The 25,042-nt window shown below is 69.1% G+C and carries 26 protein-coding genes and 1 pseudogene; 11 read left to right on the top strand and 16 right to left on the bottom strand.

Annotation, left to right across the window (positions count from 1 at the left end):
* The 4 genes and pseudogenes from OQF71_RS03715 to OQF71_RS14600 form a co-directional block, all read left to right on the top strand.
* A pseudogene (locus tag OQF71_RS03715) lies at positions 1 to 348 on the top strand (phosphate ABC transporter permease); the annotation flags it as partial.
* Positions 345 to 1,181, top strand: coding sequence for a HEAT repeat domain-containing protein (locus OQF71_RS03710; protein WP_280585886.1), 837 nt, complete (start codon positions 345 to 347; stop codon positions 1,179 to 1,181). The pseudogene OQF71_RS03715 and the gene OQF71_RS03710, both read left to right, overlap by 4 nt.
* 70 nt (positions 1,182 to 1,251) lie before the next feature.
* Entirely contained in the window at positions 1,252 to 2,607 is a 1,356-nt protein-coding gene (locus OQF71_RS03705; protein ID WP_280585885.1) for a P-loop NTPase, read from the top strand.
* A gap of 156 nt (positions 2,608 to 2,763) precedes the next feature.
* The gene (locus OQF71_RS14600; RefSeq protein ID WP_280585883.1) at positions 2,764 to 4,077 is read left to right on the top strand and encodes a response regulator; all 1,314 of its coding nucleotides are present in this window, start codon (positions 2,764 to 2,766) and stop codon (positions 4,075 to 4,077) included.
* Positions 4,078 to 4,246: 169 nt separating this feature from the next.
* On the opposite strand, the gene OQF71_RS03695 is transcribed toward OQF71_RS14600, so the two are convergent.
* From OQF71_RS03695 to OQF71_RS03670, 6 genes are all read right to left on the bottom strand, one after another.
* On the bottom strand, positions 4,247 to 4,849 hold the full coding sequence (locus OQF71_RS03695) for a CDP-alcohol phosphatidyltransferase family protein (RefSeq protein ID WP_280585881.1): 603 nt from the start codon (positions 4,847 to 4,849) through the stop codon (positions 4,247 to 4,249).
* A 26-nt stretch (positions 4,850 to 4,875) separates the two neighbouring features.
* Positions 4,876 to 5,433, bottom strand: a complete 558-nt coding sequence (locus tag OQF71_RS03690; RefSeq protein ID WP_280585880.1) for an adenylate kinase family protein — start codon at positions 5,431 to 5,433, stop codon at positions 4,876 to 4,878.
* The gene (gene hisC, locus OQF71_RS03685; RefSeq protein ID WP_280585879.1) at positions 5,430 to 6,524 is read right to left on the bottom strand and encodes a histidinol-phosphate transaminase; all 1,095 of its coding nucleotides are present in this window, start codon (positions 6,522 to 6,524) and stop codon (positions 5,430 to 5,432) included. The genes OQF71_RS03690 and hisC overlap by 4 nt, the downstream gene beginning before the upstream one ends.
* Positions 6,525 to 6,605: 81 nt before the next feature.
* Positions 6,606 to 8,030 (bottom strand): GTPase HflX, encoded by a 1,425-nt coding sequence (hflX, locus tag OQF71_RS03680; RefSeq protein WP_280585877.1) that lies wholly within the window; start codon positions 8,028 to 8,030, stop codon positions 6,606 to 6,608.
* A gap of 332 nt (positions 8,031 to 8,362) precedes the next feature.
* On the bottom strand, positions 8,363 to 9,106 hold the full coding sequence (locus tag OQF71_RS03675; protein WP_280585876.1) for a fumarylacetoacetate hydrolase family protein: 744 nt from the start codon (positions 9,104 to 9,106) through the stop codon (positions 8,363 to 8,365).
* 54 nt (positions 9,107 to 9,160) lie between these two features.
* Complete coding sequence (locus OQF71_RS03670; RefSeq protein WP_280585874.1) at positions 9,161 to 10,237, bottom strand: zinc ribbon domain-containing protein; 1,077 nt, start codon at positions 10,235 to 10,237, stop codon at positions 9,161 to 9,163.
* Between the two features lie 144 nt (positions 10,238 to 10,381).
* Here OQF71_RS03670 and OQF71_RS03665 point away from each other — a divergent pair, with 144 nt between their 5' ends.
* Entirely contained in the window at positions 10,382 to 11,107 is a 726-nt protein-coding gene (locus tag OQF71_RS03665) for a metal-dependent hydrolase (protein ID WP_280585873.1), read from the top strand.
* A gap of 102 nt (positions 11,108 to 11,209) precedes the next feature.
* Positions 11,210 to 11,608 (top strand): OsmC family protein, encoded by a 399-nt coding sequence (locus OQF71_RS03660; RefSeq protein ID WP_280585872.1) that lies wholly within the window; start codon positions 11,210 to 11,212, stop codon positions 11,606 to 11,608.
* An 85-nt stretch (positions 11,609 to 11,693) separates the two neighbouring features.
* On the opposite strand, the gene OQF71_RS03655 is transcribed toward OQF71_RS03660, so the two are convergent.
* Both OQF71_RS03655 and OQF71_RS03650 read right to left on the bottom strand, forming a co-directional pair.
* A complete protein-coding gene (locus OQF71_RS03655) occupies positions 11,694 to 14,261 on the bottom strand; it encodes a PAS domain S-box protein (protein ID WP_280585871.1) in 2,568 nt (855 codons plus the stop codon).
* 63 nt (positions 14,262 to 14,324) lie between these two features.
* Positions 14,325 to 14,510: a hypothetical protein gene (locus tag OQF71_RS03650; protein ID WP_280585870.1), complete on the bottom strand. Its 186-nt coding sequence runs from the start codon at positions 14,508 to 14,510 to the stop codon at positions 14,325 to 14,327.
* Between the two features lie 231 nt (positions 14,511 to 14,741).
* Here OQF71_RS03650 and OQF71_RS03645 point away from each other — a divergent pair, with 231 nt between their 5' ends.
* From OQF71_RS03645 to OQF71_RS03625, 5 genes are all read left to right on the top strand, one after another.
* Entirely contained in the window at positions 14,742 to 15,059 is a 318-nt protein-coding gene (locus tag OQF71_RS03645) for a hypothetical protein (protein ID WP_280585868.1), read from the top strand.
* 70 nt (positions 15,060 to 15,129) lie between these two features.
* Positions 15,130 to 15,690 (top strand): thioredoxin family protein, encoded by a 561-nt coding sequence (locus OQF71_RS03640; RefSeq protein ID WP_280585866.1) that lies wholly within the window; start codon positions 15,130 to 15,132, stop codon positions 15,688 to 15,690.
* Positions 15,691 to 15,758: 68 nt separating this feature from the next.
* Entirely contained in the window at positions 15,759 to 16,451 is a 693-nt protein-coding gene (locus tag OQF71_RS03635; RefSeq protein ID WP_280585887.1) for a hypothetical protein, read from the top strand.
* Between the two features lie 2 nt (positions 16,452 to 16,453).
* Complete coding sequence (locus OQF71_RS03630; protein ID WP_280585864.1) at positions 16,454 to 16,867, top strand: hypothetical protein; 414 nt, start codon at positions 16,454 to 16,456, stop codon at positions 16,865 to 16,867.
* Positions 16,868 to 16,958: 91 nt separating this feature from the next.
* Entirely contained in the window at positions 16,959 to 17,285 is a 327-nt protein-coding gene (locus OQF71_RS03625; protein WP_280585863.1) for a hypothetical protein, read from the top strand.
* Here the strand turns inward: OQF71_RS03625 and OQF71_RS03620 are convergent.
* The 8 genes from OQF71_RS03620 to OQF71_RS03585 form a co-directional block, all read right to left on the bottom strand.
* Positions 17,282 to 17,593 (bottom strand): PRC-barrel domain-containing protein, encoded by a 312-nt coding sequence (locus tag OQF71_RS03620; RefSeq protein WP_280585862.1) that lies wholly within the window; start codon positions 17,591 to 17,593, stop codon positions 17,282 to 17,284. The genes OQF71_RS03625 and OQF71_RS03620 overlap by 4 nt on opposite strands.
* 109 nt (positions 17,594 to 17,702) lie before the next feature.
* The gene (locus OQF71_RS03615) at positions 17,703 to 19,937 is read right to left on the bottom strand and encodes an LUD domain-containing protein (protein WP_280585861.1); all 2,235 of its coding nucleotides are present in this window, start codon (positions 19,935 to 19,937) and stop codon (positions 17,703 to 17,705) included.
* Positions 19,930 to 20,568: an LUD domain-containing protein gene (locus OQF71_RS03610; protein WP_280585860.1), complete on the bottom strand. Its 639-nt coding sequence runs from the start codon at positions 20,566 to 20,568 to the stop codon at positions 19,930 to 19,932. The genes OQF71_RS03615 and OQF71_RS03610 overlap by 8 nt, the downstream gene beginning before the upstream one ends.
* Positions 20,569 to 20,657: 89 nt before the next feature.
* Positions 20,658 to 21,434: a sugar phosphate isomerase/epimerase family protein gene (locus tag OQF71_RS03605; RefSeq protein ID WP_280585858.1), complete on the bottom strand. Its 777-nt coding sequence runs from the start codon at positions 21,432 to 21,434 to the stop codon at positions 20,658 to 20,660.
* Positions 21,431 to 22,129: an HAD-IA family hydrolase gene (locus OQF71_RS03600; RefSeq protein WP_280585857.1), complete on the bottom strand. Its 699-nt coding sequence runs from the start codon at positions 22,127 to 22,129 to the stop codon at positions 21,431 to 21,433. Before OQF71_RS03600 ends, OQF71_RS03605 begins: the two co-directional genes overlap by 4 nt.
* On the bottom strand, positions 22,126 to 23,271 hold the full coding sequence (locus OQF71_RS03595; RefSeq protein WP_280585856.1) for an ABC transporter ATP-binding protein: 1,146 nt from the start codon (positions 23,269 to 23,271) through the stop codon (positions 22,126 to 22,128). Before OQF71_RS03595 ends, OQF71_RS03600 begins: the two co-directional genes overlap by 4 nt.
* The gene (locus OQF71_RS03590) at positions 23,268 to 24,155 is read right to left on the bottom strand and encodes a carbohydrate ABC transporter permease (protein ID WP_280585855.1); all 888 of its coding nucleotides are present in this window, start codon (positions 24,153 to 24,155) and stop codon (positions 23,268 to 23,270) included. Before OQF71_RS03590 ends, OQF71_RS03595 begins: the two co-directional genes overlap by 4 nt.
* Positions 24,155 to 25,042: a sugar ABC transporter permease gene (locus OQF71_RS03585; RefSeq protein WP_280585854.1), complete on the bottom strand. Its 888-nt coding sequence runs from the start codon at positions 25,040 to 25,042 to the stop codon at positions 24,155 to 24,157. Before OQF71_RS03585 ends, OQF71_RS03590 begins: the two co-directional genes overlap by 1 nt.

The raw sequence follows: 25,042 nt of genomic DNA, 5'->3' as shown, positions 1-25,042 counted from the left end.
CGTCAGATGTGGACAAGAGTCTGCGTCGCCGCGAGCGCCGCCGCCCCGTTCGTCACCGGGAGCGCGCTGCTCGTCGGGTTCGCCGTCGTCGGGAGCCCGTCCCTGCTCGTCGCGACCGCGGCGTTCGGCGGTGTCGCCGCCGCAGTCGCCGGGCTCCGCGACGGTGACGCGCGGCTCGCGATCGGTGCGGTCCTCCTGCTTGCCGCGGGCGTCCCGGCGACGCCGGGGGCCGCGACCGCCGTCTGTCTCGGCGCCGCGCTCGTGGCGCTCGATGCCGACGAGCCGTTCGGCGCGCCAGCGGGGAACGCGCCAGACTCGACGGATTCGAGGGAGGTGAGCGCCCGATGAGAGACCCCGACGAGGCGACGGACGGCCCCACCGATCCCCGGGTCCACCCCGAGGAGAGCCCGGGGTTCGGCGAGGAGCCCGACGGGCTCGAAGACATCGAGGTGAGCCGCGACGTGACGATCGGCGACGCGACCCCCCGAGAGCTTCAGGCGACGGACACGGCGCCGCTCCGGGGGACCGACGCCGCCGAGAAGGTCGCGGACCTCGTCGACGGCGACCCCGTCGAGCGCCGACGAGCCGCGCTGGCGCTCGGCGAGGGGCGGCCCACCGAGGCCGCAGTCGACGCGCTGATCGAGCACGGCCTCGCGGACGACGACGCCGACGTGCGCCAGTTCGCCGTCGAGGCGCTCGGTGAACTCGGCGGTGAACGGGCCGGCGAGGCCGCGGTCGCGGCGTGTGACGATCCCGACCCGTGGGTCCGCGCCGAGGCGGTCGTCGCGCTCGACCGGACCGGCCGGAGCGAGTACGCGTCGACGATCGAGGCGGCGCTCGACGACGAGCACCACGCGGTCGTTAGGAACGCGATGGTCTCGCTGTTCAAGCTGCGCGGCGAGGCGCTGTGCCCCGTCCTGCTGGAGCTGTCGCACGCTGACAGCGAGCGGCTTCGAGAGTGGGCGGTCCACCTGCTCGCGGGCGTCGACGCCGAGCGCGCCGCGGCCCGCCTCGACGCGGTCGCGAACGACGAGACGCAGTCGAAGGTCGTCCGGAGCACCGCCGTCCGCGCGCTCGACGCCGACCCGGGGAAGTTCCGGCGGCAGTTCAGCGGCGGCACCGAGAACGACAGCGCCGACCTGCCCGGCGAGAGCACGCTCAACCGCCGGCCGGACCTGTGACCCGTTCGGGTCCGGAGCCGTCGATCGCAGCCGCGCCGACACCCCACCGATCCAAACCACACCGACACCAATGACAGATCCCACCGTTGATACCGCCGACGACGCCGACGGCGCCGACAACGCCGACAACGCCGACGGCGCCGACGACACCGACGAACCGCTCGCTCAGGAATCGCCCGCCGACGCCGCGGAGGCCGCGCTCCGGAAGGTCCGAGACCCGGACGCCGGCGTCAGCGTGTTCGAGGCCGGGGTGATCGAGGACGTCGTGGTCGCCGACGGCACCGCGACGATCACCGCAGACCTGCGGGAGTTCCCGCGGGACGCCGCCGAGCGGGTGTCGGCCGCCATGGTGCAGGCGGTCTCTGACGCGCGGGGCGTCTCGAACGCGCGCGTCGAACAGGCCGATCCGAGCCCGGACCTCGACGGGCGATCGTCTGGGATAGAGACCGCGGACCGGGTGATCGCGGTCGCGAGCACGAAGGGCGGCGTCGGGAAGACGACGGTCGCGACGACGCTGGCGTGCGCGCTCGCGGCGGGTAACAGCGATAGTCAGGCTACCCCCGCTGTCGGACTCTTCGACGCCGACATCTACGGCCCGAACGTCCCCGAGGTGATCGGCGCGAGCGGCCCAGTGTACAGCGACGACGACGGCAACCCGGTCCCGGTCGACGCCGGCGGGCTGGAGGTGATGAGCATGGCGCTGCTCTCTGACGACGGCCCGCTCGCGTGGCGGGGCGCGATGGCCCACGACGCGCTCTCGGACCTGTTCGAGACGACCGCGTGGAGCGACCCGGACAGCGTCGTCGTCGACATGCCACCGGGAACGGGGGACGTGACGCTGACGACCCTGCAGGAGGTCCCGGTCGACGGCGTCGTCCTCGTCACGACGCCGTTCCACGCCGCCGTCTCCGACACCGCCCGGGCGCTGGAGCTGTTCGAGGAGAACGACGTGCCCGTGCTCGGCGTCGTCTCGAACATGGGCGAGTTCGTCTGCGACGAGTGCGGAACGCCCCACGACCTGTTCGGCGGTGACGACCCGATCGAGGCGCTCGAGTTACCCGTCCTCGCGGAGCTCCCCTTCGACCCGGAGCTGCAGTCGACGCCGGCGCCGAGCGCCGACGCGCTCCCCGAGTACGCGACCGAGCTAGCCGCTGCGATCGACGAGCGGTACGAGGCGGTGTGGTCGATCGACCCGCCGGCGGACGCCGTCGACCTGCGCGGACTCGACCCGGAGACGCGCAAAGAGCGCGTCGAGAAGCGGTTCCGCGAGCTCGGCTCGGGCGAGGAGTGTTTCATCGTGAGCGACCGCGACCCGGCGCCCGTCCGGGGGTTCCTACTCGACCTGATCGGCGCCGACGCGCTCCCGAGCTTCCGCGTCAAACGACAGAATCCGGAGACGTGGTTCGCGCGAGCGACGCGGCCGTGATCCGGTTGTAAACTCTCTTAGAGGCGGCGTTATCATCTCGCCGATTCCGATCGATCCGCTCGCAGAATCGAAGTCCTCTCGAGAACGTGGCTCAAACGCCCTGTTCGCGCAAATGTTGGCATCACATTTTTGTTTAACTATACATATATTAGTATAATGATCACTGCGCCAGGGTCCATTCACGTTCTTCATGTGGATGACGAGCCTGCTATCGCAGATCTTACGGCCGAATGTCTCGAACGCGAGGACGACCGATTGGCCGTCGAAACGGCCACGAGTGTGAGCGACGGACTCGATTTTCTCGCTGACGGCGACTACGACTGTATCGTCTCGGACTTCGACATGCCCGGCCAGGACGGGATCGACTTTCTCAAAGCCGTCCGCGAACGCCACCCGAACCTCCCGTTCATTCTCTACACCGGGAAAGGTACGGAGGAGATCGCCAGCGAAGCCATTTCCGCCGGAGTGACCGATTACCTCCAGAAGGAGAGTAGCACGGGGCAGTATACGGTTTTAGCCAACCGGATTTCGAATAGCGTGGCGCAGGCGCGTGCCAGCCAGCGAATTGAGCACACGCGGGAGCGCCAGGAGCGCTACCGCGAGGCGCTCGTCGAACTGTCGATGGACGAGGCCGTCACGACTGGCGACTTCGAGACCGCCGTCCGCCGAATCACGGAAACCGCAGCGGACGTCTTGGAGGTCCATCGTGTCAACGTCTGGTTAGCCGAGGACGATGCGGGTGAGACGGTGCTCACTTGCGTCGATCATTACGTCCGGGCGACCGGAAACCATTCTGACGGGATGCAGCTGCTGACTCAGGAACATCCGGCGTATTTCGAGGCGCTCCAAACCCACCGAGCGATCGACGCGACGGACGCCCGCGACGACCCGCGCACGACCGAGTTGACGGACTATCTGGAAGCCAACGATATCGGCGCGGTACTGGACGCTACCCTCCGGTCAGAGGGAGAGAGTATCGGGGTGCTGTGTCACGAACATGTCGGTGGGCCCCGCGAGTGGACCGACGATCAGATCGCTTTCGCGAGCGACGTCGCCGACATCATCCACCGGGCACTGCGAAACCGGAAACGGAACGAGCGCGAACAGTCGCTTCGGGAAACCAGCGAGCGGTTACAAGCGGTCCTCGAAACCGTCGAAGCGGCGATTTTTATCAAGGACACGGAGGAACGCTACCAGCTCATGAATCAGGAGTGCCGAGAGCTTCTCGGGATCGGTCCCGAGACGGATATCGTTGGTCGGACCGATTTTGACTTCTTCCCTGACGAGGTCGCCGCTCAGATACAGATGGATGACCAGCGTGTTCTCGAGAAGGAGGAAACGATCGAGTTAGAAGAGGAGATACCAACGCCCGAGGGAGTCCAGATCAATCTGACGCGCAAGTCACCGTTCTACGACCATGAGGGTGACCTACGCGGCATCTGTGCGGTGTCGACGCCGATTGAATCGTAAGCGCGAGCGTCGCGCGGTGTAACCGGGTCAAGACGGATCACCGACTCTCGATTGGGCGACTCTGTATCCCGCGGATCGGGCCATGACCGGCCGGAACCCGGCAAGACGTAACAGGGGAGGACCGTCTGATCGGAGCGGACCGGGCGGTCGCGACGTACCGGTCGAGCCCTTATAAATCGCTCCAGGCGCCGAGGAACCGCTGGACCGCGGTCAGGTGTCCGACTGCCGCGAACAGCGCGAGCAGGAGCCCGACGACGTTCAGGCCGGCGACGATCGGGGCGGCGTACGCCGCGGCGGCGACGCCGACGATCCCCATCAGCGCGAGCCGGTCGGCGCGACCGAGGAGGCCGCCGTACTCGCGGCCGATGCCGACCGCCTGGATCTGAGTGCCCATGTACGAGGTCATCAGCACGCCGGTCACCGCGGCGAAGCCGAGGGCGTACGCCTCGATCCCGACCGTGAACCCGGCGATCACCGCGATGTCGGCGTAGCGGTCGAGGACGTGGTCGAGGAGGTCGCCGCCGTCTGAGGAGACTTCCAAGTGGCGGGCGAGCGCGCCGTCGACGAGGTCGAGCCAGCCGTTGAGCAGGACGCAGACCGCTCCGGCGAAATAAAAGACGGCCTCGCCGACCGCGAAGGCGCCGGCGGCCGCGACGGCGACTCCGAACGCGATGACGCTCACCTGATCGGGAGAGAGGCCGAGCCGCGCCGCCGCGCGGACCCACGGCCCGAGCAGGCGGTCCGCCACGGAGCGGTACTGGTCGAGGGTCATCTATCGATCCGACCGTCGCGGCGGGCTCATATATAATCGATGAAGTCGACGGTCCCCGCGCTGGGCTCGCGCTCGCCCTCGATCGCCTCCCGGATATCGTCGGCCACGGCGGCCGGGTCGCGGTCGGTTGTATCGATCTCGTAGACGTTCTCGACGCCGTGTTCGGCGATCGCCTCCGAGAGGATCACGTCGAGGGCCTCGCTCTCTGCATTTTCCGCGGCGGTCGCGTCCGGCTCCCCGCGCTCGCTGAGCCGCGTCTCGATCGTTTCGGGGTGACACCGCAGGACGACCACGCGGTCGACGTCGAACCGGTGAGCGAGGTGCGAGTCGAGCACGCCGGACCATTCGCCGAGGTGCTCGCGGACCGCGTCGAGGTCGGCGACGAGGGTGTCGCGGTCGGCGTCGCGCTCGGTCCAGAGGTCCTCGTCCCCCTTGATGCGGTCGTTGAGGTGGATCACGTCGTGCTCGTCGGCGAGCAGGTCCGTCGCGGTCGACTTCCCGGTCCCCGGGGTGCCGGTGACGGCGACGCGGGCGGGGGCGCCGTCGGCGCCGGTGCCGTCCTCGCCTCGCTCGCTCCCGCTCACGCTCGAACACCGAGCCCGAGGTCGGCGAGGGTCTCGTTGAGCCGCTCGACCGCCTCCCGCGTCTCCTCACGGGTCCCGGTCGAGATCCGGACGTGGTTCGGGAGGCCGAACGAGGTGCAGTCCCGAATAATGACGCCGCGCTCCTGTGCCGCGTCGGCGGCCCGCTCCGCGTCGCCGACCTCGGCGAGCACGAAGTTCCCGGCCGACTCGACCGTGGGCGCGTCGAGCTCGTCTGCGATGTACTCGCGGGCCCACTGCGCCGTCTCGACCGACTCGGTGACGTGCGCTTCGTCGTCGAGGGCCGCGAGCGCGGCCCGGCACGCCAGCTCGTTCGCCGCGAACGGGGTGTTCACCCGGGCGTACGCCTCGCCCCACGCCTCCGGGACGACGCTGTACCCGATACGGAGCCCCGCGAGGCCGTACGCCTTCGAGAACGTGCGGAGCACCGCCACGTCGTCGCGCTCGTCGACCAGCGGGATCGCGCTGTCGACGTCGGCGAACTCGCCGTACGCCTCGTCGACGACGACGAGCGTGTCCTCCGCGGTCGCGTCCGCGATCGCCTTCACCTCGTCGAGCGGCATCGTCGACCCCGAGGGGTTGTGCGGAGAGGTGACGTAGACGATCCGCTCGCCGCCGTAGGCGCTCAGAACCGTCTCCGCGTCCTGCGCGAAGCCGTCGGCCGGGTCGAGGGCGTACTCCGTCACCCCGCCGTGGTGGTATCGGGCCGACATCCCGTAGTAAGCGAAGCCGGGGCTCGGCACGAGAACCTCGTCGCCGGGCTCCAACGCGGCCCGCGCGAGGTAGTCGATCGAGCCGTCGGCGCCGGGCGAGACCCACACCTGCTCGGTCGCCACGCCCCATTTCTCGGCGATCTTCGCGGTGAGGTCCGTGTGCGACGACTTCGGGTACTGGTGGACCCGGTCGGCGTGCTCGCGGATCGCCTCGACGGCCGCGGGACTCGGGCCGTGCGGGTTCTCGTTCGAAGAGAGCTTGATGAGGTCGTCGGGGTCGAGCCCGCGGTCGCGGGCGACCTCCTCGACGCCCCGGCCCGGAACGTACTGAGAGTGGTCAGAGAGATCGCGTGGGTGCATGCCCGTTCGTCCGGGACGGGCGGTCTTAAGGGTGGCCGAACGGGGCCACGGACGGACCGGGTCGCCGACGCTCGCGGCGCCTCAGTTGACCTCAGTCGCCCGGCGCTCCGCCTCCGCGACGACGGACGGGCGGCCGACGAAGTCGACCGCCACGCCGTCCGGCCCGTAGTCGACCTCGCGGACCTCGCCGCGGTCGTACGCCCACGACAGCAGCGACTGCGTCTCGCCCGAGTTCGGCAGTCGCAGCGTCGTCTCCGCGGTCGGTAACGCCTCGCGGACCGCGGTTCGAACCGCGTCGACTCCCTCGCCGGAGCGCGCGCTCGCGTGGACGGGCGCGGCGAGGGCGTCGGCGACGGCGTGTCCGTCCGCGGCGAGGTCGTCCGTCGCCGACGCGAGCGCCTCGCGGCGGGCCCGCAGCCCGCGGTCGTCGAGCAGGTCGGCCTTGTTGAGCACCGGTACCACCGGACCGTCGGTCTCTTCGACCGCCGAGAGGGTCGTCCGGACCCGGTCGCGGACCGCCTCGGGATCGTCGTCGGCGTCGATAACGAGCAGGGCCACGTCGGCGTCGCGGATCGCGTCGAGCGTCGCCCGGAACGATCGGACGCTTCGGTGCGGGAGCGCGTCCACGAACCCGACGGTGTCGGTGACGAGCGCGCGCCGCCCCCCGAGAGTCACCCGCCGGGTGGTCACGTCGAGCGTCTCGAAGAGGCGGTCGGCGGCGGTGACGGACTCGTCGATGTCGGCGGCGGTGACAGACTCGTCGATATCGGCGGCGAGCCGCCGGAGCAGCGTCGACTTGCCGGCGTTGGTGTAGCCGGCCAACGCGACCGCGTCGAACCCCTCCCGCCGGCGCTGCTCGCGGCGCTCGCTCCGGGTCTCGGTCACGTCGTCGAGGGCGCGTCTCACATCGTCGATCCGGCGTTCCGCGTCGAGGACCCGCCGGTCGTCCTCGTTGTGGTACCGGAGGTCGGTCGCGTAGTCCCGGGCGATGAGCTCCCGGAGCCGCGGCTTCAGGTACCGGAGGCGGGCGAGTTCGACCTGGAGCTCGGCGGCGCGGGAGCCGGCCCCCTCGGCGAACAGGCCGAGGACCAGCCGCGTGCGGTCGATCGGTTCGACCTCGTCCGGGAGCAGGTCCGAGAGCGACGCCGTCTGGCCCGGAGAGAGTTCGCCGTCGTAGACCACGGCGTCGACGTCCTCGGTCGACGCCCGGCGCATCAGGTCCTCGGCCTTACCGCGTCCGAGTCCGTACGTCGGGTCCTCGCGGCGCCGCTGGGTCACCTCGTCGACGACCTCGTAGCCCGCCGCGCGAGCGAGCCCGCGGATCTCGTCCGTGTCCGGGCGGGTATCGGCGTCGCGAGCGGCGATCAGCGCGCGGCCGGCGTCGGAACAGTGCGTTCGGCTGTCGTTTTGCTGGCGTCTTCGGTTGTCGTCGGAGCGGTGCGTCCGGTCGTCGTCGGGATCGCTTCCCGTTCGTGTCTCGTCGTCGGATCGCTCGTCTCGTGACATCGTTTCGTCGGGCGCTCACATCGGCCCGGGGAGGGGTTCGTCACCGGGGACCACGGCCTCGCGACGACCGGCGCGCAGTGGGGATGACGGACCGAAATCGAGAGCGGTGCGCGGCGGGACCGAGAAGGTCACGGTCGCGCCGATCGGTCGTTGACCGGGGCCCTCCGCGAGGAGCGGCAGAACGCACGGAGCCGTCGCGCGGCCGGGGTCAACGCGAGAACGAGCGGGACTTCACGACACTCAGTTCGAACGCCCGGTATATAAGCGTTCACCGGAAACGCGGTGTGCGACCGAGCCACAGGGAGCGTCGAATGGCGGCTGTTTCGTCTCGTTCAGGGCACGCGCACGTCGTGTTCGAGCGTGCCGACGCCCTCGATGTCGACCTCGACGCTGTCGCCGTCGGCGAGCGCGCCGACCCCCTCCGGCGTCCCGGTCGCGATCACGTCACCCGCCTCCAAAGTGAGGTACGTCGTGATCTCCTCGATCAGGGTCGGCACGTCGAAGATGAGGTGCCCGCGGTCGCTCGACTGCTTCGTCTCGCCGTTCACCCGGAGCTCGACGCTCGCATCGGCGGGGACCTCGTCCGGCGTCGCCATCACCGGGCCGAGGGGCGCCGCGTTGTCGAACGCCTTGCCGCGAACCCAGTTCTGTTCGCGGTTCTGGTCGTCGCGGTTCGAGACGTCGTTCATGCAGGTGAAGCCGGCGACGACGTCCATCGCGTCGTCCGCGTCCACCGCCTTACACTGCTCGCCGATCACGACCGCCAGCTCGGCCTCCCAGTCGATCCGGTCTTTCCCCTCGGGGACGGTGACCGTGTCGCCGTGGCTCGCCAGCGCGTTCGGCGGCTTCAAGAAGAGGAGCGGGCGGTCCGGCACGTCGTTGCCGAGCTCGGCCGCGTGGTCGGCGTAGTTGCGCCCGATACAGACGATCTTCGTCGGGTCCGTCGGCGGGAGCACGTCGATCTCCGGGTCGTCGAGCGCGTACTCGTCGCCGCCGAACGCGACGGCGTCGCTTTCGGGGTCGTACGTTCCCTCCCGGATCGAGCCGGCCGGATCGCGGAACCGTGCGTGGTGCATGTCCGTGTGATCGGGCGGGGTCTTAAAAAGGGTTGCCGGACTACGTCGGCGGCGTTACTCCCCCTCTCGGTCCGCCGATCCGGAGCGTTCCCTGACGGGCTCTCCGGCGGCGGAATCGGTTTCGGTCGCGTCGAGGCGGGTTCCGGTCCCGCCGATATCGGCGTCGACCCCGTCCGGATCGGTTCCGTCTCCCCCGGACCCGCCGAACAGCTCCGCGCGGGCGCAGTCCGCGCAGTAGCGGTTGCGCTCCGACGCGTGGGTCCGCACCGGGACGCCCGCGACGACCGTCTCGTCGCGGCGGCGGCGGACGACCCCGCGCTCGAAGGCGTCGCCGCAGACGACGCAGGGCGACTCGGTCCGCTCCGTCGCGGGCGTGACCCGGTGGTCGACGGTCCGGATTCGGCCGAATCGGAAGAGGCCGTGCCGCCGGCTCAGTCTGCGCTCCGCCGGCGGCGTCAGCGCGAGCCCGACGAGCGCGAACGCGACGCCGAACGCCGCGCCGGGGATCGATCCCTGTCCCGCGGAGACGGCGGCGATCCCGAGCCCGATCAGGAGGAGGAGCCCGCCCAACAGGTAGCCGGAGAGCTCGACGAGCGGGTCGTCGTCTCCTCCCGGTGCGGTCAGTTCGCCGTCGGGGAGCGGGCCGTCGGAGACGCTAACCCGGCGCGTCTCGGCCAGTTCGGCGTAGTGGTACCAGCCGTACAGCAGGTTCCCCACGCCGCCGGTGGTCAGGAGCAGGAGGACGTGGACGGGGATCGATCCCACGTCCCTGTCGACGAGGACGACGCGGTCGCCGCGGTCCTCGGTGAGCTCCCAGCCGTGGTCGAGGTGGTCCTGCACCCGCCGGCGGAACGCTCGGCGCGCCTCGGCGTCAGCCGTTCTGTCGTCCCGTTCGCTCGCTCGTCCGGACCCCTCGGACCGCGGTGTCTTGGGCCGCGGCGCCCCGCAGCCGACACAGAACTCGTCGGCGGGAGCGAGGGGCTCGCCGCAGTCGGCGCAGTAGACGGCGTCGCGCTCGGCGCGCACCTCCGTCCCACAGCCGGGACAGAAGTTGGCTTCGGACGGGAGGGCCCGTCCGCACTCGCGACACGCGTCGGTCGGGGGAGGTCTCTCGGTCCGCTCGGAGGGCATCGTGGCCGGCTTGGAGCGGGGCGCTGTTAACTCCTCTCCCGGCGCGCGACGGATCGGCCCGGCGAAGACGGTCGGACGGATCGGGGAACGCGGATCCGCGGCGTCGGTTTTTATTACGGTTCGCCGAGACGATCCGAACGTATCATGGAACTCACTTGGCACGGCCACTCGACGTGGCACGTCGTCGTCGACGACACGGAGCTGCTGATCGATCCGTTCTTCGACAACCCGAAGACCGACGTCGACCCGGAGGAGCTCGACCCGGACTACCTCCTGTTGACCCACGGCCACGGCGACCACATCGCTCACGCCGCGGCGTTCCCCGACGCGACCGTGGTCGCCACGCCGGAGCTGACGGCCTACGTCGAGGAGGAGTTCGGCCTGGAGCACACGCTTCCGGCCGGCGGCATGAACATCGGCGGCACCGTAGAGTGCGGCGACGCGTGGGTGACGATGGTCCGCGCGGACCACTCGAACGGTATCGAAAACGACCCGGACTACTCCGCCGGGATGCCCGCGGGCTTCGTGGTCGGCGACAAGAAGCCGACCCAGGAGTCCGATCCCGACTGCACGACGTTCTACCACGCCGGCGACACCGGACTGATGTCCGAGATGGTCGACGTGATCGCGCCGTACCTCGAACCCGACGCCGCCGCGCTCCCCACGGGCGACCACTTCACGATGGGGCCCGCCGGCGCCGGCATCGCCGCCGACTGGGTGGGCGCCGACGTGGTGTTCCCGATGCATTACGACTCGTTCCCGCCGATCGAGATCGAGACGCGGGAGTTCGTTAACGAGGTGAAGGCGGCGGGCGCCGCGGCCGAACCCGTCGTCCTCGGGGGCGACGAGACGTACACGCTGGAGCCGTAGCGCGCGCCTCATCGCCGGTCCGCGTCTCTTTCACCGCCGACGCTCCGTCGCGGGGTCCGTGATGGCAACCTTTAGGCCGCCGCGAGTCGTCTATCAACGCGTATGTCAGACATCGAGACCTCCACCGTCTCCGAGGAAGGATACGCCTGCACGAGCCAAGTCGGCGACTTCGATCTCCAGATCGACGCGACCGACGAGACGGGCCCGAACCCGAACGCCGCACTCGTCGCGACGTACGCCTCCTGTTACCTCCCCGCCTTCCGCGTCGGCGGGAATCAGCGCGGCGAAGAGGACCTCGGCAAGATTCAGATCGACGCGAGCGCGGAGCTCGACGAGGACGACGACCTGACGGCCATCGCCTTCGACGTCCACGTCGGGGCCGACCTCGACGACGAGACCGCGTCGGAGATCGCCGAGCGCGCCGAGGGCATCTGTCACGTCCACACCGCGCTTCGCGACGAGCTGCACGCTGACATCAGCGTCTACCCGGACGCGTTCTAAGCCGGCGACTCAGTCGGTCCGACCGGTTTTCCCGGAATCGTTGTCTGATTCCAGCCGCGCGGCTCACGGGGTCACCGTCGGCGACTCAGGGCCGCCCGACGCCCGTGAACTCGAACCGGGCGCCGCCGTCTTCGCCTTCCGTCACCGTCACCTCCCAGCCGTGGGCCTCCGCGATGCGCTCGACGATGGCGAGCCCGAACCCGGTCCCCGACTCGGAGGTCGTGTGCCCGCTCTCGAACACCTCGTCGCGCCGGTCTTCGGGGATCCCGGGGCCGTTGTCTTCGACGTAGAAGCCGTCCGAGAGGTCGCCGACGACGACGCGGTTCCCCCCGTGTTCGGCCGCGTTCCGGAAGAGGTTCTGGAGCAGTCGCTTGAGCCGGCCGGGGTCCGCGAGCACGTCGCTCTCGGTCTCGACGGCGACCTCGACGGACTCGCCAGATCCGTCTTCGGAGCCGCCCGCTTCGACGCCTCCGTCGCTTTCGGTGGAGCCGAACGTGTCGGTCGCGTACCGGGTCGCCAGCCCGTCGAGCGGGACGGGACCCACCGAGTCCACGGCGTCGCCCTGCCGGGCGAGGGACAGCACGTCGTCGATCAGCCGATCCATTTCGTCGACCGCGGTCTCGCAGCGCTCGAAATACGACTCGTTACCGGTCTCACGGGCGAGACGGAGGTAGCCGGAAAGCACGGTGAGCGGGTTCCGGAGATCGTGTGAAACCATAGAGGCGAACTCGTCGAGCCGCTCGTTCTCGCGTTCGAGCCGACGCTCGTAGGCCTTCCGCTCCGAGATATCGCGGCTCGTGGCGAGGTACCGGTCGTCCCCCCGCACGTCGACCCGCCGAACCTGCACTTCGACGGGGAACGTCGTGCCGTCGGCCCGCCTGAACGTCGTCTCCAGCCGGCGCGTTTCGCCCACCTCTAGGCTCTGCCAGAGGTCCATACCGTCTTCGCGGTCGAGCTCGTCGTCGATCTCCCAGACGTTCATCCCCACGATCTCCTCGCGGTCGTAGCCGAGCTGGGACGCTATCACGGAGTTCGCGTCCACGATCTCGCCCGACTCGTCGTGGATGTCGACCATGTCCGGCGAGTCCTCGTAGAGGGCCTCCAGCCGGGCCGAGGTGCGTTCGAGCTCCCGCTGCCGGCGACGCTTCTCGGTCACGTCGCGAGAGATACCGATCACCCCGTCGAACTCGCCGTCGATGACGAGCCGCTGTAAGCTGATGTCGATGATAGCGTCGGCCCGAGCGGGGAGATCGAGTTCGATCGTCTCGGACAGCCGCTCGCGGTCGCCGGCGACGAGCGCCGCGAACGGGTCGTCCTCGCGGGTCTCTCGAAGCCGCTGTAACAGGGGACTCTCCCGACCGGTAAGCTCCTCCGGGGTCGTCTCGTACACCTCTGCGAGCCGATCGTTGACGACGGAGAACCGCTCGTCGGCGTCGTACAGCGCCACGGCGTTCGGGAGCTCGTCGACGAGCCGCCGGTGGCGCTCTAAGTCGCGCTCGCGCTCTTTCTCCTCGGTCACGTCGATGTGGATCCCGACGGCCCGGACGGGGTCCCCCTCGTCGGTGCGCTCGACGACGCGGCCGCGGTCGCGGACCCACGTCCAGTCGCCCGCCTTCGTCTCCATACGGTAGTCGCACCGGTAGTACTCCGTTTCACCGGCGAAATGCGCCTCCAGCGCCGACCACGCGGCACCGATGTCGTCGGGGTGGACGCGGTCTTCCCACTCGGCGAGCTCGAAGGCGATCTCGGACCGGTCGTACCCCAGCATGTCGGCCCACCGCTCGTCGAACTGCACCTCGTCCGTGGTGAGGTCCCAGTCCCAGATGCCAACGTCCGCGCCCTCCACCGCGAGTCGGAACCGCTCGGCGAGCTCTTCGAGCCTTCGTTGGCGCCTGTTCTCCTCGGTGACATCTCGGAAGTACACGGAGAGTCCGGTGTCGGAAGGGTACGCGTCGATAGAGAAATCGTATCCGAGGCCGTCGAAGCGGTACTCGAACGTGGTCTGCGTACCGGTCTCCATCGCGCCGCGGAACTCCGATTCGATCGCCGTCCCGCGGAGCGTCGGAAACAGGTCCCAGATACGATCGCCGAGCAGGTCTTCGGCGTCACGGTCGAGCAGCTCCGCCGCCCGCTCGTTGAGGTACGTGAGCCGCCACGACTCGTCGATGCCGCAGAACGCGTCCGTCATCCGGTCGAGGTGCTCCGTCACTCGTCGTTCGGCCTCGGACCGAGAGACGGCGCAGTCGACGCAAGACGCGAGCGCCGCGAAGGAGTCGTCTCCGGTTGCCGGGAGGTACTCGTCGACGCCCGCGGCGATCGCCTCGCTCGCGATCGACTCCGACCCGCGGGCCGTAAACAACACGAAGGGGAGGTCCTCGTCGCGGTCGCGGACGGCGCGGAGGAACTCGACGCCGTCCATTCCGGGGAGGTCGTAGCCGCTGACGACACAGTCGACCGGTTCGCCCCTGACGAGGTCGAGGGCCTCGGCCGCGTCCGCCGCTGGCCTCACCTCGAACCGGTCGGTTCGGGACTCGATGGCCGCTGCCGCTCGATCCTCGATCTCCGGTTGATCGACAACGAGGAGTACTCTCGCCGGCTCGGAGCGCGAATCTACCGCGATCGCGTCCGAGCCGCGTTCGTCCCGTGTTGTCATATGTCCAGGTATCGACACTCCGAGATACTAACTGTTCTCATTTCACATGTCTGCAGTCGTTCGTCAGGCCGAGGCGTACGCGACCACGGCGTTGGACGCGGTGTACCCGATCCCCGCCAGCACGACGGCCGCGACGAGCGCGACCGCGAACTCCCGAGAGAGCGCGAGCGCGAGCAGGAACCCGGCCATGCCGACCGCGTTCGCGCACAGCAGTCGGAGCGTCCGGTAGGTCGGTTCGCGGGAACTCATACCGCGCGTTCGCGTGCATGGGACAAAAAGCCATGAGTCGGCGGCAGTCGTTCGGCCGCCCGGAGGTTAAGGAGGGATGCCGCGGCCAGCGGAGCCGTGCGACAGAGCAAGCGCAGACCGAGTCGGGCCCGTCCGCCCCGACGCCGCGGGAGCGGTCCGGACGACGGTGAAGCGTGCGGGCGGCGCGAGGAGGGCGCTTCGGCGACGCGGACGCGGCACCGAAACGCGGCGATGAAGCCCCGCCGGCTCTCCGGCGCCGCCGTCGCCGTCGGCGCCCTCTGGGTGACCGTCGCGCTCGGCGCGGTCGCGGCCGGACTCGTCGCAGCGCTCGCCGAGATCGCGCCCGCGGCGTCGTCCCGTACCGTGGCGATCCGGTGGGCCAGACGGGAGACGATTCCCACGACTGCGGGTTCCTGCCCCGTCCCAGGCGCCGCGTTCGCGGTCCCGAACTGGGCTCCCGTCGCCGGCGCCGCGCTCGCGTTCGCGGCGTGCTGGCTGGCCGCGATCGGCGCGGCACACGCGCTCGCGCGATGGTTCGGCCGCCGGTAGCCGTGGAACCGTTTTAGTGGCCGCCGGTTGCCGCGGAACCGTTTTACTCCCGCCGACGGTAGCGCCTCGCATGGTGTTGAAAGAGTCCGACTCGGCGCTCGACCGCGGCGACGCGGCCCCCGACTTCGAACTGCTCGGCGTCGACGGCGAGACGCACCCGCTCGACTCCTTCGAGGAGGACGCGCTGCTCGTCGTCTTCACCTGTAACCACTGCCCGTACGCGCAGGCGAAATTCGACCTCCTCAACGGACTCGTGGCCGAGTACGACGACCTCGCTGTCGTCGGGATCAACCCCAACGACGGCGACGAGTACCCCGACGACTCGTTCGAGGCGATGCGCGACCGCGTCGACGACGGCACGATCGCCTACGACGCGTACCTCCGCGACGAGACCGGCGCGGTCGCCGAGGCGTACGGAGCGGTCTGTACGCCCGACCCGTTCCTGTTCGGCCGCAACGGCGACGCGTGGCGGCTCCGCTATCACGGTCGGCTCGACGACGCCTTGAACCCCGACGACGAGCCGACCGAGCTCTACGTTCGGGAGGCCGTGGAGTCGGTGCTCGCGGGCGAGTCGGTCGAGGTCCCCGACAGACCGTCCCGCGGCTGCTCGATCAAGTGGCCGGAGGCGTAAGCGTCGTCGACCCCCTCGCCGCCGGAGACGGGTTGAAAGGGATCCGGACCGAAGGCGTCCGTATGGGAATGAAAAGCGACGGCGACGCGGACCTCCACGAGATCGACCGGTTCGACGGCGGCGTCGGATGGATCGCGTACCCCGACGAGACGATGGAGCGCGCGAGCCACGCGGTGGCGGTCCCGAACGAGGAGAGCGAGACCGACGACGTCTGGGTGTTCGACCCGGTCGACGCTCCCGAGCTCGACGAGCTGCTCGCGGAGCTCGGGTCGGTCACCGGCGTCGTCGTCGGTCTCGACCGTCACAAGCGCGACAGCGCCGCGATCGCGACCCGCCACGACGTCGCGGTGTGGGTCCCGGAGTGGATGACCGGCGTCGCCGCTGAGCTCGACGCGCCGGTCGAGCGGTTCGGCGACCGGCTGGCCGACACCGGCTTCGAGGCGTTTCGGATCCGCGACTCCTCGCTGCCGCCGTGGCAGGAGGCCGGGTTCTTCGACGGGGAGACACTGATCGTGCCGGAGTCGCTCGGCTCCTCGTCGTACTTCCGCGGGGACCGCGAGCGGATCGGCGTCCACCCGATGCTCAGGCTGACGCCGCCGACGACGGTTCTCTCCGGGCTGAACCCGGACCGCGTGCTGGTCGGACACGGCGTCGGCGTGCTCGATGACGCGGCGATCGCGGTCGAGGACGCGCTCTCGAACTCGCGGGGGAAGGCGCCGGGGCTCTACGCGAAGACGCTCCGCTCCGTCATCGGAATCTGAGCGTGATCCACGTCACCCGCGACCTGTTGACGGTGCTGCTCGAACGCGCCGCCGAGCGCGACCCCGGCGAGACGAATCTCCGCCTGTCGGCCACGCGCGCCGGCGACTTCGAGAGCGACACCGGACTCGACCCCGAGACGCCCGTGTTGACCCACTTCACGCCCGACGTCGGGGGGTCGGTGAACGCGGTGTTCGGCGTCGACCTCGGCACGCCGGCGGGCCACGGCGGGGCGCGGTTCCTCTCGCACCCGGACGGGTTCCTCGGCGTGTCGAAGACGGACGACCTCGCCGCGGTCGTGCTCGTCGCCGTCCCGCCGTACGACGACGAGAGCGTCGCCGCGTTCGACCGCTCCGGCGACGGGATGGGGCTCGCCGCCCTCGACGCGGCCCCGCCCGAAGAGTCGGTCCCGGAGTGAGTCGTTCGGCGGAGGCGATATCGAAGCGAGCCGCTCGCGGGTCGCCGCGCGAGCATGGGTTTAAAAAGGAGCGAGCGAGTAGATCGACTCAATGGCAGCACGCCCACCCGGCGGCGGCGGCTCCGCCGAGCCCGACGCGATCGAGTTCGGTATCGCCGTGCTCGACGAGCGGATCGACGAGGCCGGCGTCTCGTTTCCCGCGACCGGCGAGGAGATCGTCGACGCGCTCGACGACGGCGCGATCCCCTACGATGCCAAGGGGCGAACGATCCGCCTCTCCGAGGCGTTAGCGCAGGTGCCACAGACCACGTTCGAAAACGAGACTGAGTTTCTCGACGCGCTGTACCCCGTGTTCGACCGCAAGCGACGGGAGGGCAGCGGCTTCCTGACCAGCCTTCGCGACGCGCTCCCCTTTTAGGTCGACTGCGCGGACTGGCCGACCTCGGCCTCGCCCTCCTCGCTCCCGGCGTCGATGCGTTCGATGACGTCGTTGATCAGCACGACATCGCCGACGGCCCGCACCCAGCGGTACGGGACGATGACGCCGGTGTTCCCGGCGACGCGTCCGGCGAACAGTTCGTGGTTGAGCTCCGCGAGCGCGAGCCCGGTCACCGCCCGGGCGTCGAGATCGAGGCGCACGTCCTCGATCTCCCCGACGAAGACGCCGTTGTTCGAGTACACCTCACGGCCGACGAGCGACGTGATCTCCTGTGGAGCCGCTTTCATATGGCATACGGTGACGAGCGCGCGTATTAAGCGTTCGTTGTCGAACGACGCCCGTCAGACGGAGTCAGAGGCCGACGGCAGCCCGCGGCGGGACCGCCGCCCCCTCACGTCACTCCCGCGGCGCGACCAGCTCGACGGGGTGCATCGGTGCGTCCCCGAGGAGCGCGTCGATCTGCTCGGTACAGGAGGTTCCGGCGGCGACGACGGTCCGATCGGTGTCGCCGAACTGCTCCCGTATGGGCTCTCCCACGTCCATGCTCAGTTCGTAGTAGTCGTGCTTGTACCCGAACGAGCCAGCCATCCCGCAGCACTCGGTGTCGGAGACGCGCACGTCGTATCCGAGCGTCTCCATCACGGCGGTCGCGTGCTCGCCGACGCCGATCGTCCGCCCCTGACAGTGCGGGTGGTAGGCGACGCGTTTTCCGGCCGCCACCGGCCCGGTGCCCTCGGCCGGCGCACGGAGCGCGGCCGGGTCCCCGCCGTTCTCCAGCAGGCCGAAGCAGTACTCCATCACGTCGTAACTGGCCGCGGCGAGCCGCTCGTGCGAGGCCTCGGGGAGGAACCGCTCGTACTCGCTCCGGAACATCGCGAGGTCGCTCGGCTCGATCACGACCACGTCGCGGCCGGCGTCGACGTGGGTCGCGAGCCCGGCGTACACGTCCTCCGCGGCTGACTCCGCCGTCGCGATCATCCCCTGCGAGAGCGGCGGGCGGCCGCTTCCAGGGAGGTCCGGCACCGTCACGTGAACGTCGAGCGCCTCCAGCGCGCGCACGGCCGCCTTCCCCCGGTCGACGTCGACGTAGTTCGTCGCGGTATCGGGGTAGAGCACGGCCTCGCGTTCGGCCGCGTCGGCGGATATCCGGGCGCCGCCGCGGGACTCGAACCAGTCGACGAGGGACTCGCTCGCGAACTCGGGGAGGTCGCGCCGGCGGTCGATCCCGGCGACGCGCTCCGCGATCGCGCGTACCGGTCCCGCGTCGGCGAGCCGGTTCGCGGCCGGCGCGGTCAGGCTCCCCAGCTTCGCAAGCGTCTCGTAGTTGCCGACTATCCGGGTGCTCAGGTCGAGTCCGGCGGGCTCCTCGTCGGGGGCCAGCTCCTCGAACAGCCAGTCGGTCTGTCGGGATTCGACCTCGCCGCGGTTGACTCGGTCGCGGACGACCGTGTTGATCCACGGGATGTCGATCCCGACCGGGCACGCCGGGACGCAGCGCGAGCAGCCGGTACAGAGGTCGTTGAACTCGGCGGCGACGTCGAGCCCCTCGATGCCGGCCTCCCAGCCGGTCGCGATCCCGCCGGAGTACGTCTCGCCGCCGAACGCGTGGCCGCCGACGCTCTGGAAGTTCCCGCAGGCGTTCGAGCAGGCCGAACACCGGATGCAGTACAGCGTCTCCTTCAGCTGCTCGTCCTCGCGCATCGCCATCCGGCCGTTGTCGATGAGGACCAGGTGGAAGTCGCGGTCGTCGCCCGAGCCGTCGGCGAGGGGGTCGGCGTCGTCTTGGAAGTCCGGCACCGGCGACTCGACGGGCGGGGTCAGCGTCGAGATGTAGGAGGTCACGTCTTGGCCCGTCCCGGAGCGCCCGATCAGCTCGACGAACGGGGCGAACTCCTCGACGGTCGGCACGATCTTCTCGACGCCCGCGACCGCGACGTGGGTGTCCGTCGCGGTCACCGTCTTCCGGGCGTTGCCCTCGCTGGTGACCAGCAGCATGGTACCGGAGTCGGCCGCGATGAAGTTCGCGCCGGTCATCCCCACGTCGGCGTCCTCGATCAGCTCGCCGAGCCGCTCGCGGGCGAACATGGTGAGCTCCTCGGCGGTCTCCGGCGGGTCGTCGAGGTCGAACCGCTCCGCGAACAGCTCCGAGATGCCCTCGCGAGACTTGTGGATCGCCGGGGCGACGATGTGAGAGGGCGCCTCGTCCGCGATCTGGAGCACCCACTCGCCTAAGTCCGTCTCGACCACCTCGACGCCCTCGGCCTCCAGCGCCTCGTTCACCTCGATCTCCTCGGAGGTCATCGACTTCGACTTCACGAGGCGGTCGGCATCGCGCTCCTCCGCGGTCAGCTCGGTGACGTACCGGTTCGCGTCGGCCGCGTCGTCGGCGACGTAGACGGTGCCCCCGTTGGCCTCGACCGACTCTCGGACCCGTTCGATGAGCTCCGGGAGACGAGCGATCGCGTCCTCTTTGATCTCGCGGGCGTCGTCTTTCAGCGCCTCGTAGTCGTCGAGCCGCTCGGTCGACTCGATCCGCCCTCGATTGAACCCGCGGGTGTTCTCGGCGACCGCGTCGCCCTCGGTCGCCAGCAGCTCGCGGATCCGGTCCCCTTTCGACGCGTCGCTACTCATCGGAGCCCACCTCGGATTCCGCGTCGTCCCCCGAAGCCGCACCGTCCGCGTCATCCCCAGCAGCCGCACCGTCCGCGATGTCCCCCGAAGCCGCACCGTCCGCGTCGTCTTCCCGCAACAGCACCACGTGCACCTCCTTCGGACCGTGCGCGCCGTGGACGAGCCCGCCCATGTCGGCGGTCGCGCTCGGGCCGGTCGCGAACACCACGTCGACCGACTCGTCGCGCGCCTTCGGGCCGAGCCAGTCGAACGCGTCGGGCATGTCCGGGACGATGTCGGCCTCGCGGAGGACGACGACGTGGCGGTCGACGAAGAGGCTCACCGGCTCCGTGCCGGCGGCGTCGGCCTCGATCGCGACGCTCCCGTACGCGGCGACCCCGAGCTCCGCGTCGGTGACGCCGGTGTGGGCAGCGCGGAGCTCGGCCGTGGTCGGGTCGGTCTCGACCCGGTCCGGAAGCCGGAGCGCCGGGTCGGCCGAACCGGCGCCCTCGTCGGCGAGCGCGACGCCGACCGCCGGGTCGCCGGCGGCCTCGTCGATAAGTTCCGCACACGCGCTCTCGGACCCCTCCGTGACGGTCACGCCGAGAGAATCGAGTCGACGCTTGAACGTCGAGCGGTCAGCGACTGACATACGCTATCATCCGAATGGACATATATGGGTGTTGTGCCGGCTCCCGACCGGCGGCGATCCCGACCGCTCTCTCGCGCCGGCGGTGGACGTTACAGGTACCGGGCCAACTGCGAGCGCGACTCCTCCAGATAGTCGAGCGACTGCGTCCCGACCTCGAGGGAGAACGTCCCGCTCCACCCGGAGGGGAAGGCGTCGAAGATCGGCTCAAAGTCGAGGTTCCCCGCGCCGAACGGGAGATGCTCGTCCGCCGGACGGCGCGTGTCGTTCAGGTGAACGTGCGAGATCCGGTCGGCGTGCTCGGCGACGAACGCGGCCGTCTCCGTCTCGTCGTATCCGGTCACCCGAGCGTGACCGGTGTCGAGCGTCATCGACGCGTCCGTCTCGTCGAGCAACCGGGGGATGTGTTCGACGGTGTAGGGGCTGCCGAAGATGTTCTCCGCGCAGATTTCGAAGTCGCGCGCGGCTCCGTAGGCGGTCAGCGCGGCCGTGGACTCATCGATGTGATCTCGGAGCGTCGCGTCCTCCCAAGCGACCGTCCACGCGGACGACTCCGGATGGAGGACGCCCTTTTCGGCGCCGAGATCCGTCGCAACGTCGATACAGGTCTGCTGCGTTTCGACGGCCCCGGCACGGACCCGCTCGTACGGCGATCCGATGTCCGTCGGAAACGGGAGGTGAACGGCCAGATCGAGCCCGTACTCGTCGAGGACGCCCCTGATCGTCGACGCCTGTGACGCGAGGCGCTCGTGGTTGTGCTCGCCGTCCATGAGCACCTCGACGTAGTCGAAATCGCCCGCTCCGGCGAAGCGCAGCTGCCGTTCGAGGTCCGATACGACCGACGTGACGAAACCGATTCGGGGATTCATGGGTGGTGTCCGGTGGCGTCCAGCGACCGCGTCGGTAAGCGAGACAGGTCTGCGAGGCTCTCGATCCGATACGTCGGTTCGGCGTCGAGACGGTACTCCCGTCGGTGAGGACGAGCGATGAACGCGGAGTCGACGCCAGCGGCACGTGCCGCGGCGACGTCGACGCGGCTGTCACCGACGTACAGCACCGACTCGGTGTCTAACGCCGCCAGCGCAGTCTCGAGATACGACGGGTTCGGCTTTCGTCGGTCGAGTCCTCGAAGCGTTGGTTTTCGCCCGTAACACGCCTCGAAGGACGCTTCGAGACCGAACTCAGTGACGATGTGTTCGATCGTTGCGTGCTGGTTGTTGCTCACGATCGCCGCCGGGACCGCGAGATCGGTGACGACCTCGACGTCGTCGTACAGCGGCTTGTCGCCGTTTCGGATCGCCGTCAACTGAACGGCGGTACGCTCCGTCTCGTGACGGGACCAGAACTCGGCCGCGTCGAGCCCGTAGCGGTCGGCGAGCGACCGGACCGTTTCTGTCGAGAGGTCAGCCACGAGCGCGCGGAGGTCGTTCGGCGTCGGATCGACGCCGAAGGCCTCGAAGGCGTTTCGCGACGCCTCTCGGAGGAGGGATTCGCTCGTCGGGTGAGTGAGCACGCCGTCGTTATCGAAGACGACGGCGTCGTATCGCGATTCGACGTTCGTCATGTCGTGCTCCGTTGGGTGTCTGCCACGGGCGGCTCAGCCGCGTCCGACCCGACGGTTTCCGCGGAGTGGTACAGGGCGGCTCCGGTTTCGATGTCGAACAGGTGCAGGCGCTGCGGGTCGGCGGTCAGCGAGAGCACGTCGCCGACGTCGACGGCCGACCGCGGCGGGAGGCTCACTTCCATCTCCGTGTCACCGACGACGCCCCGCGTGAGAAGCGAGTCGCCCAGCGGTTCGGTCACCGTGACCTCCATGCTGAGCGGACCGCCCATCTCCTGCGTGAGGTCTTCCGGCCGAACGCCGAGCACGACTCGGTCGCCCGCGTACGGCTTGACGGCCCCGGCGGACGGAAGGGAGAGGCTGTTCTCGCCCCACGTCACGTGCGCGGCGTCACCGCGTCGTTTGAGCGTCCCCTCGACGGTGTTCATCCCCGGACTGCCGATGAACTCGGCGACGAACCGAGTTTCGGGCGCGTCGTACAGCTGCTGGGGCGGCGCGATCTGCTGGATCTCACCGTCGTACATCACCGCGACCCGGTCGCCGAGCGTCATCGCCTCGACCTGATCGTGGGTGACGTACAGCGTGGTCGTCTGGAGTTCGGCGTGTAACTCCGCGAGCTCGGCGCGCATCTGCACGCGGAGCTTCGCGTCGAGGTTGCTGAGCGGCTCGTCCATCAGGAACACTTCCGGATCGCGGACGAGCGCGCGACCGATGGCGACGCGCTGTTGTTCGCCGCCGGAGAGTGCGGACGGAGTCCTGTCGAGGAGGTCCTCGATGTCGAGTATCCCGGCCGCTTCGGCGATCCTGTCGTCGACCGCGTCAGCGGAGAAGTCGGTAGCCGTCTTGAGACCGAACGTCATGTTCTCTCGCGCGGTCATGTGCGGGTACAGCGCGTAGTTCTGGAACACCATCGCGACATCGCGGTCGCTGGGCGACGCGGTCGTCACGTCCTCGTCGGCGATCTCGACGGCGCCGGCCGTGGGGGATTCGAGCCCCGCGAGCAGCCGAAGCGTCGTCGATTTTCCGCAGCCCGACGGCCCGACGAGGACGAGGAACTCGCCTTCGCGAACGTTGAGGTCGACGCCGTCGACTGCGGTGACGTCGTCGAAGCGTTTCACCAGGTCTGTCGTCGTGATTCCTGTCATTCTGAGAGTCCGAACGTTTCTAACAGCGGGCCGCGGAAGGCGACGAGCGCCAGCAGCGGCGGCAGTAGCGTCAACACCGCGCCCGCCATGATGAGCCCCCAATCGGTCTGGCCGGCGTTGCCGACGGACTGGAGGTATTTCATCCCGACCTGTACGACCTGTTTGTTCTGGTCGGAGACGACGATCAGCGGCCAGAGGTACTGGTTCCACGCGTAGATGAACGTGATCACGCTGAGCCCGCTTATCATGCCCCGCGACATCGGGATCAACACGTCCCAGAGGAAGCGCAGTGGACCGACCCCGTCGACCTTGGCCGACTCGACGAGCGAGTCCGGGATGGACATGAAGTGCTGTCGGAGGAGGAACACGGCCGTCGCGCTCGCGACGTACGGCCCGGTGAGCGCTAACAGCGTGTTCGTCCATCCCAACGCGGCCATCATCTCGTACAGCGGGACGATGCGCACCGGGACCGGGAACATCAGCGTGAACAGGATGAGAAAGAAGATCGCGTTCTTAAACCGGAAATCGTAGAAGACGAGCGCGACCGCGGCGAGCAGGCTCACAGCGATCTTCGCGACGGTGACGACGATCGACATCACCAGCGAGTTGAACATGTACGAGGCCATGCCGTACGTCGTGAACACCTCCACGTAGTTCGCGACCCCGTCGCTCCCGATCCCGACGTTCGTGATGTCGTACACCTCCGGAACGGTCTGGGTGCTCATCACGAACGCCAGCAGGAGCGGGGACGCCATCAACAGAATCGACCCGATGAGCCCGAGGTGGACGCGCCACTGCCCCGGGACCAGCCGGGTGTCGGAGATCACCGATAGCGGTTCGTTCTCTCGGGCGCCGACCGCGGTGTCTTCGGTATCTAGTGACATTAGTAGTGTGCGTAGCGGTCGGACACCCGCAGCTGGACGAACGTGAGCCCGGCGACGAGCACGAACAGGATCACAGACTGCGCGGAGGCGAGTCCGAGGTTGTTGAATTGGAAGGCGTCACGGTACAGCTGATAGATCATCAGGTTGGTGGCGTTCGTCGGTCCGCCCTGCGTCATCAGGTCGATCAGCGCGAAGCTCCCGAAGAACGCGTATATGGTGTTGATCACGACGAGGAACACCAACGTGGGAGACATGAGCGGGATGTACACGCGGACGAGCCGTCGCCACGTCTCGATCCCGTCGAGCCGACAGGCCTCGTTGAGGGATTCGGGCACGTTGTTCAGGGCCGCGAGCATGAAGATCACGTTGTACCCGATCTGTTTCCAGATCGCTGCCACCGCGACGACGGCGAACCCCTGCCAGCCGACGGTGAACCAGTCGAGTTCGACGCCGAACCACGCCTCCATGTAGTGCGTGTAAATACCGACGCTCGGGTGAGCGAGGAACAGCAGGACCGTCCCCGCGACCGCCGTCGGAAGCGCGTACGGCCAGATCGCCGCGATCAGGTACGCGGCCTTCCCGTCGCTGACCTCGTACAACAGGAACGCGACGGCGAGTCCGACGGCGAGCGACCCGACGACGACGATCGCCGCGAACGCGATCGTCAGCCCGACGCTGGTGAGGTACACTTGTGAGCTCAGCAGCTCGGTGAAGTTCGCCAGGCCCACGAACCGCGTGTTCTGGCCGAACAGGAACGTCTGAAAGAAGCTAAACCTGAGCGTCTGTAGCGACGGGTAGTACAGGAACGCGACGATCGCGACCAGCGTCGGCAGCAGGAGGAGGTACGCCCCCACCGTGCTGTCGTACGTGTTCTCGTGAACGCCCAT

This window comes from Halorubrum sp. Boch-26, from assembly GCF_029889805.1.
Classification (GTDB): domain Archaea; phylum Halobacteriota; class Halobacteria; order Halobacteriales; family Haloferacaceae; genus Halorubrum.
Note: the sequence above shows the minus strand (reverse complement) of the source record. Positions and strands in the feature narration are given on the sequence as shown.